This is a genomic window from Lactobacillus sp. ESL0263 (assembly GCF_003692845.1).
Lineage (GTDB): Bacteria > Bacillota > Bacilli > Lactobacillales > Lactobacillaceae > Lactobacillus > Lactobacillus apis.
On sequence record NZ_REHL01000004.1, the window covers coordinates 642,380 to 654,899 of the forward strand.

At 36.1% G+C, this 12,520-nt stretch carries 12 protein-coding genes; 3 read left to right on the plus strand and 9 right to left on the minus strand.

The window, feature by feature from the left end:
• The first annotated feature begins 22 nt into the window (after window positions 1–22).
• Window positions 23–910, plus strand: coding sequence for a LysR family transcriptional regulator (locus F5ESL0263_RS05055; RefSeq protein ID WP_122035347.1), 888 nt, complete (start codon window positions 23–25; stop codon window positions 908–910).
• Window positions 911–947: 37 nt separating this feature from the next.
• On the opposite strand, the gene F5ESL0263_RS05060 is transcribed toward F5ESL0263_RS05055, so the two are convergent.
• The 7 genes from F5ESL0263_RS05060 to F5ESL0263_RS05090 all read right to left on the minus strand — a co-directional run bounded on the left by F5ESL0263_RS05060 (window position 948) and on the right by F5ESL0263_RS05090 (window position 8,078).
• On the minus strand, window positions 948–1,862 hold the full coding sequence (locus F5ESL0263_RS05060; protein WP_199724294.1) for an ROK family protein: 915 nt from the start codon (window positions 1,860–1,862) through the stop codon (window positions 948–950).
• 248 nt (window positions 1,863–2,110) lie between these two features.
• Window positions 2,111–2,911, minus strand: a complete 801-nt coding sequence (locus F5ESL0263_RS05065) for an alpha/beta fold hydrolase (RefSeq protein WP_122035351.1) — start codon at window positions 2,909–2,911, stop codon at window positions 2,111–2,113.
• A complete protein-coding gene (locus tag F5ESL0263_RS05070) occupies window positions 2,912–3,574 on the minus strand; it encodes a malonate decarboxylase holo-ACP synthase (RefSeq protein WP_122035353.1) in 663 nt (220 codons plus the stop codon).
• Window positions 3,562–5,229, minus strand: a complete 1,668-nt coding sequence (gene mdcD, locus F5ESL0263_RS05075) for a biotin-independent malonate decarboxylase subunit beta (RefSeq protein ID WP_122035629.1) — start codon at window positions 5,227–5,229, stop codon at window positions 3,562–3,564. Before mdcD ends, F5ESL0263_RS05070 begins: the two co-directional genes overlap by 13 nt.
• Entirely contained in the window at window positions 5,219–5,512 is a 294-nt protein-coding gene (mdcC, locus tag F5ESL0263_RS05080) for a malonate decarboxylase acyl carrier protein (protein WP_122035355.1), read from the minus strand. Before mdcC ends, mdcD begins: the two co-directional genes overlap by 11 nt.
• A gap of 15 nt (window positions 5,513–5,527) precedes the next feature.
• Window positions 5,528–7,168, minus strand: a complete 1,641-nt coding sequence (gene mdcA, locus F5ESL0263_RS05085; protein WP_122035357.1) for a malonate decarboxylase subunit alpha — start codon at window positions 7,166–7,168, stop codon at window positions 5,528–5,530.
• Window position 7,169: 1 nt separating this feature from the next.
• Window positions 7,170–8,078, minus strand: a complete 909-nt coding sequence (locus F5ESL0263_RS05090; RefSeq protein ID WP_122035358.1) for an ACP S-malonyltransferase — start codon at window positions 8,076–8,078, stop codon at window positions 7,170–7,172.
• Between the two features lie 110 nt (window positions 8,079–8,188).
• Between F5ESL0263_RS05090 and F5ESL0263_RS05095 the strand changes: the two genes are divergently transcribed.
• On the plus strand, window positions 8,189–9,061 hold the full coding sequence (locus F5ESL0263_RS05095) for a LysR family transcriptional regulator (protein WP_122035360.1): 873 nt from the start codon (window positions 8,189–8,191) through the stop codon (window positions 9,059–9,061).
• 98 nt (window positions 9,062–9,159) lie between these two features.
• Window positions 9,160–10,269, plus strand: a complete 1,110-nt coding sequence (locus F5ESL0263_RS05100; protein WP_122035362.1) for an acyltransferase family protein — start codon at window positions 9,160–9,162, stop codon at window positions 10,267–10,269.
• Window positions 10,270–10,689: 420 nt separating this feature from the next.
• On the opposite strand, the gene tsf is transcribed toward F5ESL0263_RS05100, so the two are convergent.
• Window positions 10,690–11,565, minus strand: coding sequence for a translation elongation factor Ts (gene tsf / locus F5ESL0263_RS05105; protein WP_122035363.1), 876 nt, complete (start codon window positions 11,563–11,565; stop codon window positions 10,690–10,692).
• A gap of 31 nt (window positions 11,566–11,596) precedes the next feature.
• Window positions 11,597–12,382, minus strand: coding sequence for a 30S ribosomal protein S2 (gene rpsB / locus F5ESL0263_RS05110; RefSeq protein ID WP_187158021.1), 786 nt, complete (start codon window positions 12,380–12,382; stop codon window positions 11,597–11,599).
• Window positions 12,383–12,520 lie beyond the last annotated feature (138 nt).

The window sequence follows — 12,520 nt, forward strand, 5'->3', positions numbered from 1 at the left end:
GAAGTAAAAGGTTCGGATAAAGATGAATTTCACTCAATTAAATACGTTCATTACAGTAGTCGAAACCGGGAGTTTTCAAAAAGCAGCTGCAACGCAATACATTAGTCAACGCGCAGTTTCACAGTCGATTGCTAAGCTAGAAAACGAATTAGGCTTTAAATTGTTCGAGCGTGGCAAAAACAAAATTTCAATTACCTCTCAAGGACAGGAGTTTTTCTTAAAAACCAAGGAAATATTACATAGCTTTTCTGTAGAAATCAATTCTCTGCGGCATGAAGCTGCCACCACCTATCAAGAACTAAAAGTTGGCTACTTTTCTCCTTTTGAAGGGACATTGCTGCTACAAAAAATTTTTGATGCAAATCAAAAACAGCCTGAATTAAAAATCAAGATAACCGAGGAGAGTATTGAACACCTAATATCGGACGTTTCTCTTGGCATATTAGATTTAGCTTTTATCTTAGATTATGGAGACCAAGAATTCTTGACTAAGAACCTAACTAACAAGAGTATTTTTCAAAGCAAAATGGTGATTGGCGTCAGTAAACTCAATCCTTTAAGTAGCGGTTCTGTTTTTCCATTAACTGCTCTTAAAGAAAAACCTATTTTATATTATGGACCTGAGAAAACCAATTATTTAAAGCATGCCTTTCTTGCCACCTTACCTGAAGCTTATCAAAATTTACCAGTTGCTAGAATTTCAACTATTGAACAAATGCAAATTCTTGTTTCCTCTAATCAAGCTAATGCATATTATCCAGATGGCTTACTTCAACCTTCAAACTCTCCGAGTGAGAAAATTGAATATTTACCGTTAGAGGGCAACAGCAGTGCACAAAACTATCATGTCCAAGCCATTTATCAAAAGAATACGGAAAAGAAAAAATTAATCCAGCAGTTTTTAAGCTAATAAAAAACCTCACTTAAAATTAAGTGAGGTTTTACTATTAATAATCAGTTTCGTTATCTACAGTTAATAACAAGTTATATAAGGCTCCATATAAATTAGAGTCATTTCTAAACTTGGCTGCAACTATTTTCGGTTTGACTAATGTTTGGCCAATGATTGAATTCATTTCGCTAACTAACTTATCATAAGCCTTATTGATGCCAGAAAGTAGAATCGGTTGAGCACTAATGCCACCACCGATTGCCACTTTATTAACATCAACTACTGTATTCATATTTAGAATTAAAGCTGCAATGTTTAAACAATAATCGTTGAAAATCTTAATTGCGTCTTCATTGCCGTTTTTAATTTCTTCAAAAGCATGAATTCCATCATTGATTTCAGAATAACCTGTTTTTTGATTTACATGCTTAACGAAGTTGACAGCAGAGCATAGATTACCGACACTACCTTGCATTTTTTCCGGGTGGGTCAAATCAACAATCATAAAGCTCATTTCACCTGCTTGGTAGTGGGAGCCTTGTAAAAGATGACCGTTAACTATGATGCCACCGCCAACACCTGTGCCTAATGTTAGTGCTGCACAGTTAGTTTCTCCTTTTAAACTTCCTAGCCAGTTTTCTGCCAGAATGCTTGCTTTACCATCGTTAAGAACAGTTACAGGGTAATCCTTATCTTGATAGATTTCTCCAAAGTCAATGCCATCAAGATAAGGAATTGCACCTCCAAAACGTATTTTTGTTCCTTCGATTTTTCCAGGAGCACAAATTGCCAGGCCTTTAATTCTATCTGTATATTTTTTTACAATTTTATCTACTGCAACTAAAAAGTCAGTTTTATTGTCGGGAGTACTTACTTTACCCTTTTCAATAATATTACCAGCTTGGTCTATTTGTGCGTATTTAATTTCTGTTCCGCCAATATCAATACTTAAATAATTTTTCATCTTCATCCTTCACCAATAGATAAATTAAAAGTTACAGCTATAAAGCCACATAAAAGATTATAAACTAAAACTCAGTTTTTGATTGCATTACTTTTAGACAATCAAGAATTATACTGTATCATAAATTTTCAAAAACTACCTTTAAAATTGTATCTCACATTAAAAACTATTTTTATGTCTATTATCAAAAAGACCACTTATCCAATTAAATAAGAGGTCTTCTAAAAAATTTTAAAATCTTTAAACCTAATACACTATTCAGGTAAATAGCGATTTTTTAGTAAAAAGTGACGTAACAGCTGATTAAATCGTCGAGGAACCTCAGCCATAATATCATGTCCGCAATCATCTAAAACAGCATATTCAATTTGCGAATTATGTTTAGCCATCCATTCAGCAAATTGATAGTTATAATATGGACTTTTCTTAGCAGCAAAAACAACTATTTTTTGCGTAGTGGTTGTAATTATATTTCGCCAATCACGCTTAATGTGCTCTTGCAATAAATCCATATTACTTTGGCGATCAAAAGGATACTTAGTTTTAACTAGGTTGAGCTCATTAAAAACTTCAGTATCAAGGCCATGAAGAGTTTCATGAACCTGTGGAATAATCAAAGATTGCTCTTTGTAGTTTTCCAAAGTATAGTTCATGAAGCCAAAATGCCAGTCCTTAGTATTTAGCATATATGGGGTTTGATCAACGATACAAGCTAAATCAACTAAACTAGGTTTTGTCTTAATTAAATCATATAGAACACTACCACCCATTGAATGCGCAATAAATGTGGCATGACTGATATTTAGAAATTTCAGTAAACCAATCAAATCATCAGTCAATCTTTGGAGAGTATGACCATTTAATGTTCTTTCACTTTCACCCATGTTACGGTGATCATACGTTATTACCTGATATCCCATATTCAACAAATAAGATACTTGTTTTATCCAGATTTCTTGATAACCACCAAAGCCAGTCACCAAGACAATTGGCTTACCGTTTCCGTATACATGATAATTAAGTTTAACCCGATCACTGGTTAGATAGTAACTCATCTATTCTTTCCTTACAAAATTCCACGGGTCCTCTACCAAAATAGGTCCGGTAGCTGTTTTGATTAGTACTTTTTTGTTGCGCCCTGCAGCAAACTCTTCTAACGAAAAGCCTTTTTGTCCATGTACAACCTGAACATCCGCATGAACTCCGTATAAATTTATCTTTCTTAATAACTCTCTCGCTTGACTCACACTAATTTCTTTTGTTGCCGACAAAATAACATCCAAATCACTGATATGCTCTGAATTATTTTTTACCATCTTTATTCCAGTGGCCATTTCGTAAGCTACCGAACCACCGATTCCCCATTTAAATCCTTTTAACAAAGGAACCATTTTAATTAGAGCTTGAAATTGAGGTATGTTTTGCCGAGCAGGAGGCAACTCTTTCCATAACTGTTTTTTTATAAAGTAGTCTGGCGAGTAACAACTTACTACTTGCTCTTTTTTTAAGAAACAGGCTAAACGCTCATTTCTCCGAAATCCTCTTATTCCAACTGGAATTAGATTATTATCTATTTTTCCTCTTCTGACAACAACGATTTTTGCTTTAGCTAAAGAATCCTTTGCCCATTCAGGTAAAGGATTCTCGCCTAGCACCAAATCACTAATTTTGTTAAAAGTGAGCAAATCATGTGGCCAAACTTGTTTTATTGATTCCATTGTTCAGAAACTGTTTTACGCATCTTATTAGTTGCTTGACGCCCACTTTCAACCGCAATTGGCGTTTCATATCTAAAGTGTAAATCAGTGGGTTGATTCTTAGTACTTTCAATTGCTTCATCAATAACGGTCTTGATCTCTTCAACTGCGTTTTCATTGGCATCCCATGAGGAAACATCCTGAACCAATTTGTAAAGAGCACCTAATTTTTCATAGTTGTGAATATCATAGGCCATTGCAGGAACATGTTTTGTGGCTTCTTCTAATTCAGCAATTGTTCTTTGAGTAATTCGAGCAGCTGAAGCCTTAGACATTGCTTGAATTGTGATTGAGTCGTCTGCTAAAGCTATAATTCGGTTTGATTGCAAACCATGAGCTAAAAAGCCTCCTGAAACGGCATCCCCAGGAATAAACGCAATAACTGGATGACCTGCTTGACGTGCTTTAGCATATGCAGCAGCAGCGGATGCCAAACTGATATGAATACCAATTAGTTCCTCTTTGTAGCCATATGCTTGACTTGGTACGTCAACAACCAAAATAAGTGGCCGTTTTTCTTTCTTATCTTTGTCTTCATCAACTATCTTGTTAACAATTTCGGCTACTAGAAAACCTTCCTGTAAGCCAACTTCTCCCTTTCGAACTCGTGGAAAACGATTATTTTCATCTGGGACAATTGCAATATATTCTTTACCATCTTTTTCAGCATGTAAAACAGTAGGATAATTTGATTCTGCATTTTCAATTCCAGTTAATTTTTCAAACCAAAGTCGACCGCGTGACTTAGTTTTCGCTTGTTGACTAGCAGTAGCTTCATTAACGACATGTTTAGTTGCTTTATTCTTAGAATAAAGGTCACGGTATTGCTTGGTATTAAGCGGTTGAGCAAAATCAATCTCATCGAGTAAAGAAAGGTAAAAATCAGCCTGGTCTGTTCTATGAGCATCCTTATTCTGTTCAATTGCATTGTTAATTGCGTCCTTAATAGCTGAAACATCATCGTCAACTACTTCATCAGCAATTCCTGTTTCAACACGTTGCCGTGTTCCTAGAGTGTCCCAAATCAGGTTCTTATCGCTGGAATCAAATTCTCTTACACCAGCTTCTTGTTCAATTACCTCTGGACCATTCAGAGCAATTCTAGCTTTAGGTGTTGTAATTAGATAAGAAAGAATTGCACTTGTAATTGACATTCCGCCAAAGCTCCCAACTCTTCCTGGCACAATACCAATAACGGGAACATATTCTTTTAAGGCAATAACTGCGTTTTGAATTTCTGAAATTGAAAGTAATCCATAGTTTGCCTCTTGCAACCGCACACCACCTGTATCAAGAACGATAACTGGATATTCCTTGATTCCATTTTTATTGTCTTCAAGTGTCTTTTCCAAAGCAGCTACAATTTTAGCTCCTGAAACTTCACCAATTCCGCCGCCTTGAAAACTACCTTCAATTGATATAATAACGGCAGCTTTCCCATCTAACTTACCTTTTGCAATAATTACACCATCATCACTTTCAGGTACAATGTTTTGCGGCTCCAAATGAGGTGAAATAAAATCAAACTCAGGTCCAACAATTTCGCGCCCAGTGTTCTCATCAAGTAAGCTAAAAGCACGTTGACGTCCATTTAATTCAACAAAACTATTTTTCATCATTTAATGCCTCCATTGCTTGCGTGAGCCGTAAGTTAACAACGCCTGGTGTTGCACCAAAGTCATGAATTACAAATTTTCCTTTTAACGGATAACGAGTGAAAAAGCGATCTAAAACATTTTTCCAAACTTCTTTAAAGCCATCACTACCAGTTACTATGTCGATTGTTGTTTCATCTGCAGGGTAAAGCAGGATTTCTAAATCTCCGGATGCTACCACACCAACATGAACAAACTTTTTAACAGTTTCTGAATTTTGATAAGTAAAATTAAGTTTCTCCATCTTAACTAACCTCCTTTATGACCATGATCTGAATTTAGCAGGTGGATTGTATAAACCATGTGACCACTCAACTAAATCATCCATCGTTTGTGCAGCTAGCAATGAACGCTTTGCATCCTGTCTACGAACCCCAAGATCTTCTGGTAGAGCAATAATTCCTTTATCACGCAGCTTTTTGACCTCTTCAGGATTAGAGCGAAGACCTACAGGTGTTACACCCGCAATCGCTTCAATGGCAGCCTTACGCTCTTCCATGCTATCTGTCTTATAAAGGTATGCAATTCCTTCTTCAGTTACAATATGAGTAGTATCTTCGCTATAAATCATGATTGGTACATTGGCCAATTTTGCTTCTTTTCTTACCTCTTCAGCATCCAAATGATCAACAAAGACAGGTTTCTTATTAGAACCAAATGTTTCAACCATTTGGACAACTAATTTTTGTCCTTTAGCTAGAGGATCATCAGCTGGCTTCAAACTTTGCCATGCTGCAGTTGAGTGACGTCGACCAGTTGGGTTCGAGCCCATATTAGGTGCGCCACCGAAACCTGATAAGCGACCATGAGTAACAGTAGAAGAATTACCCCATTGATCAATTTGTAATGTTGATCCAACAAACATATCACAGGCATATTGACCAGCAACTTGACCTAAAGCACGATTAGAACGCATAGTGCCATCTTTACCGACAAAGAAAACGTCTGGACGAGCAGCAATATACTTCTCCATGCCGACTTCACCACCAAATGAGTGGATTGAGTCAACCCAGCCACTTTCAATTGCTGGAATCAAAGTTGGCGTTGGGTTCAATTCCCAGTTACGGCAAATTTTTCCTTTAAGACCAAGTTGTTCGCCGTAGGTAGGCAATAACAATTCAATCGCTGAAGTGTTGAAACCAACACCATGGTTCAGAGTTTGAACATTATGTTTTTCATAAATTCCGCGAATTGCCATCATACCCATTAAGATTTGTAATTCACTAATTGCTTGTGGGTCACGTGTAAATAACGGCTCCAATTGATACGGCTTATCAGCCGGAATCACAACATCAACCCAGCCAGCTGGAATATCAACTCTCGGGACTTTATCTACAATTTCGTTAGCTTGAACAATGACAATACCATCATGAAATGCTGCAGCTTCAACAATCGTAGGTGTTTCCTCAGTGTTAAAACCTGTATATAAGTTACCTTCATGATCAACTTTATCTGCTGCTACTAAGACAACATTTGGAATTAAATCTATGAACAGTCGGCCAAATAATTCGAGGTAAGTATGGATATCTCCAACCTGCATCGTTTTGTCTGCAATCATTTGGGAAACTCTGGTACTTTGTGGACCAGCATAAGAAAAGTCCATCTTAGTAGCAATCCCTAAATCAAAAATATCCAAGTGTTCAGGTCTCGAAATGCTGGACATAATCATATGCAAATCATGAACTTTATTTGCATCCACTTTTGCTAAGGCTTCAGATAAGAATGAAGCCTGTTTTTGGTTGTCTCCTTCCAAAACAACCTTATCACCTGGCTTAATCAGCGCTTCAAGAACTTTAACAACATCTTCTGTTTTTGCAAACTTGCCATCAAGAAGAGCACTTGCGCCATTTAAACGGGCAGCTTTTGCATCTCGATGCGTATGCCAATTTCTTTCAGTCATATTATTTTCCTTTCCATTTATTAAGTAAAAAGTCGGCATCATCTATTGCCATTTCACTTAATGTAATATTTGATACCTGATCAGTTTTAACCTTTAATAACTTTGTAAATGCGTTTCCTGGCGAGAATTCGATACTCACTTGCGGATTATACTCAAGTGCAACATTAATCATCGTTTCCCAAAAAACAGGATGAGTTAAATTATTAGCTAGATCGTATTTAACATCTGCAACCTTTTTTACCGGATGACCGTTATTATTAGCCAAGTAAATACAGGCAGGGTTACTTAAATGTAACTTCCCTATCTCATAATCTAATTGTTCAGCAACATTTGCCATTAGTGGCGAATGCGATGGATTAGGTACATGCAATAATTTAGCTTTAGCTGCACCTTGCTTGCTGGCAAGCTCTAACACTTGTTTAATAGCAGTTAACTTACCTGACAGAGTATTTTGCAACTCTGAATTTTGATTCGACAGATATACCGGATTTTCCTCGGTATGAACCTGTTTCACAAGTTCAGCAACTTCTTGTCGAGATAAACCAACTATTACTCCCATACCATATCCTTCGGGATAAGAGGATTGCATCAGCTTAGCCCTTAAGCTAACTAATTTGAAAACATCTTCTTTTGAAATTACTCCTGCTGCATATGCTGCTCCAAACACCCCTAGGGAATGTCCAGCCACTAAATCTGGTTGCCAACCCATTTTTTTAAGTTGATCAACTTCATTAATTTGCAAAAGTAAAATACTTAATTGAATCTGTTGCGAATCAGAATAGCCTTCACTAGTATCTAAAAGTTTCACTCCCGTCCAATTTTCTACATTTTGTTTCAAATTGGGGTCAACATTAGTTAACATTTCAGCTTTCTGACTTCCTTGCCCAGGAAACAACCATAAACTTTTCACGTTATCACCTCTTTGGATCTCACAAATTTAGTTTAAACCCAATAGATAACCATTTATAATAGATAATAGGAATAATAGTTAACCAAAAAGTTATTAATTGGAGCAAAATAATGAATTTAACTGGTTTAAAATATTTTGTCAGTGTAGCTAGTTTGGGCTCTGTAACGGAAGCAGCCCGGGCAGCATTTGTCAGTGAATCCGCAATTAGTAAAACCATTAGACAGCTTGAAGAAGAAATTGGTGTAAAACTGTTTGATCGTCAAGGAAGAACAATTAAGCTGAATCAGCAGGGAAAGATCTTTTATTCATACGTTTCCGATAGTCTTAGCCTGCTGAGCCGTGGCATCAACGCAGTGAAAACTAATTCAGCAGAAGAAAATGGACAAATCAACGTTCTTTTTACTGTTGGCTCACCTTTAATTCCGATCATTGCACTAAAAATGCAAAAATTACTTCCAAATGTCAGCCTAAATATTCACCAGCGTACAACCTTTGCTAAAGACCTAAAGCAATTTGACTTTGTTATTTCTTCACATAAGATTAAAAACTTTACGGCAATTCCTTTATTAAGAGAAGAAATCTTAATTGGCTGGAAAAAAAGTTTCATGCATAAGAAAAAGTTTTTTCAAGCTTCAGAATTGAAAAATTTTACTTTTGTCGGTGAAAATGATGAAACCGAGTTACAACAAACTGTTAACCAGTTTTTAGTAAGTAATGACATCAAATTAAATTTCAAATACCAATCAGATGAACCAGCCACAGTTCGAGAAATGATTGTAGCAGGACTAGGCATGGGTTTTATACCTAAAGTCACATGGGGAAATTACTTTACTAATTCAAACTCAATCGATATTGCAAGAATCCTTCCCAATTCACCACACCGAACAATCTATTTAAATACCCCACACCAGACGTTAAATGATACTCAACGCTTATTTAGTAATGAAATTGCTAGTGTCTTAGTTGAAGCACAATCGAATTAAAAGAAAAAATAAAACTTGCCTTTTTTGAAAAAATCGCATATATTAAGGCTGAACTTCTTAGGGATCTCACAAATCTACTAAGAGAGGTCTTAAATGAAATGGATAAATATCCTTATCCGGCATATAAAACAGCAGATATTGGAGATTACTTAAAAGTCTTTGCCTGTACTGCAGTTATGTCGCAGCCAATTATGTCTTTGGTTATGGGGGTTGGTCAGCCTTTTGCCACACAAGATATATTTGGCATTATGTATAATTTAGTTAAATACACTGCACCAGCCTTTATTTTTGGCATTCTATACACCACAATTCGAACAAATGATTTAGCAGGAAATTTTTCATATAAAGCACATATGAGGTCAAGCTGGTCAAACCTATTTGTTCCGACAATTTGGTGGACGTTAATTTATTTGCTGGGAATGCCATGGCTCCAACAGATAAATAAATTTAATAATTTTGGTTCATTTTGTTGGCATTTTATTAATGGTAATGGCGCACCGCATTTGTGGTACAACACAATGATGTTGCAATTTATTATTTTAATGCCATTGTTTTGGGCAATTAGTCGTTACGTTGGTAAAAATGTAAAAAGAGGATTACTTGTCGCTCTAATTACTTTTGTTTTATATTTTGCCTGGCTATGGTTTTATGATTTTTACGTATTCCATGGTCCACACGAAAAAACGTGGTATATGCTAGATCGAATTTTTATTTCGTTCTTTATTTACGGCGTATTTGGAGTACTTGCATGGCAACTGAGAGATTATGTTAATTCAATATTAAGTAAATTTTGGTGGCTAATTCTATTAGTTTTTCTTGCTTGTTTTATTTGGACAAATTTTGAATTACACGGCTTTGGCCATCCAGTCCTTTTTGCAAACGCTCCGTATTATAAACCATCAATGACATTCTATTGTTTAGCAGTCATTGCTTTAGTTGCAACTCTATGCTTATATCAAGTTAGGAATGATTCGGAAACTTCACTCAAAGTTTTTCATTTTTTAGCTACATATGCTTACCGTGCTTACCTTTCAAACGTATTTTGGAATCAACTGATTTGGCGTGGATTAAATATGGGTTACCATGCTACTTACCACCCTTTTTTAACTTTCCTAGGCACATGGATCTTAACTTGGATACTATCGTTCACTTCTGCATATTGCCTACATATTTGGTGGACAAAAATAAAAAGCTACATAGTTAAATAGACGTTAAATCAATTTAAGAATGCAAAAAGAACCCTTTATAAAGAGGGTTCTTTTTATTTAACCTGAAAATGTTTCTATTTTAGAAGGGTTTTTATCCGACAGCTAAAAAAAATGCTAGTGCATCTAGAATGATACCCATAATAAATACCAAGTTATTGTTTAACTTAGAAAAGGACTTTTCAACGCTTAAATATATACATATTGTTCCGACTATCACAGCAATCATCATTATGACAAAGCCCATGTGCTTTACCTCACTTTGAAATTTATCTAGTTATATTTTTCCATATTAAAATTTGTCGGTAAATTCATTTGGTTTTATTTTAGAATTACTTTATTAACTTTAGCTTTCTTTAAGAATAAAAAAGCCTTATCCTAATGGATAAGGTTTTTAGTAAATCTTTTTTTAGACTTCAAGGACTATTTAATTTGTTCTTGAACTTCAGCAGCAAAGTCTTCTTGCTTCTTCTCGATACCTTCGCCAACTTCGTAGCGAGTGTATGCAGCAACTTCACAATCTTCAGATTTTGCGTATTCTGCAACTGTCATATCGCCATCTTTAACGTAAGGTTGGTCAACCAAGCAAATTTCGCTTAAGTACTTGTTAACACGACCTTCAACGATCTTAGGGATAATGTTTGCAGGTTTACCTTCGTTTTCAGTTTCCTTAGTGAAAACTGCCTTTTGACGATCAAAATCAGCCTTTGGAACAGAAGCTTTATCTAAGTATTCAGGGTTAATAGCAGCAACGTGCATTGCAATGTTCTTAGCTGCTTCTTCGTTGTCACCCTTTAAAGTAACAACAGCAACAATTGATCCACCATTATGCTTGTAAGCGCCAAATACTTCGTCATCATTCTTGCTGATTAAATCAAATCTTCTTAAAGTGATCTTTTCACCGATAACAGCAGTCAAGTTGGTAATTTCTTCACCAATTGTTGAACCAGCCATTGGAGCCTTTAAAGCTTCTTCTACGTTAGCAGGCTTTGCAGCAAGAATTGCCTTAGTTACATCATCAACTAACTTGATAAACTTATCGTTTGATGAAACAAAGTCAGTTTCTGAGTTAATTTCAACTAATGCAGCTGTATTACCAGAAAATGCATATTCAGCCAAACCTTCAGCTGCAATTCGACCACTCTTCTTAGCAGCTTTTGCAACACCGTTTTCTCTTAAAATATCAATTGCCTTTTCAACGTCTCCATCAGCTTGAACTAAAGCTTTCTTGGAGTCCATCATTCCGGCACCAGTACGATCACGTAACTCTTTAACTTGTTTAGCAGTAATATTTGCCATTGATGTATCCTTTCAAATAAAAGATATTTAACTAGTCTTCGTCTGAAGTTTCTTCAGCTTCAGTTGCTTCTTCAGCACCATCAGCTGCAGCATTCTTAGTCATTTCAGCTTCTACGTCAGCGTTATTGTCATCTTGACCTTGCTTACCTTCAATAACAGCATCAGCCATTGCGCCTGAAATTAAGCGAATAGCACGAATAGCGTCATCGTTTGAAGGAATAACAACATCTACTGGATCTGGATCAGTGTTAGTGTCAACCATTGCAACAACTGGAATGCCAAGAATGTTTGCTTCGTGAACAGCAATCTTTTCCTTCTTAGGATCAACAACAAACATTACGTCTGGGATTCTAGGCATGTCTTCAATACCACCTAAGAATCTTTCAAGCTTGTCCTTTTCCTTAGTTAATAAAGATGCTTCCTTCTTTGGTAATACTTCAAAAGTACCATCTTCTGACATCTTCTTAAGGTCCTTTAATCTTTGAACACGACTTTGAATAGTCTTCCAGTTAGTTAAAGTACCACCAAGCCAACGTTGGTTAATGTAGTATTGACCAGCACGAGTTGCTTCTTCAGCAATTGAGTCTTGAGCTTGTTTCTTAGTACCTACAAAAAGAATTACACCACCGTCTTGAGCAACTGCTCTAACGAATGAGTATGCGTCATCCAACATCTTGATTGTCTTTTGCAAATCAATGATGTAGATACCATTTCTTTGAGTAAAGATGTAAGGAGCCATTTTTGGATCCCATCTTCTAGTTTGGTGACCGAAGTGGACACCAGCTTCAAGTAATTGTTTCATTGAAACTACTGACATAATTAACTTCCTCCTATGGTTTTATACCTCTCAAGCGATCATTTCAACGTTTCACCAGTGTGTGGCACCAAAACGTTGATCACTCTTGATGTTTCTTACTTGTGTGTTTAACACACAAGTAAAATAATACTAAATTTA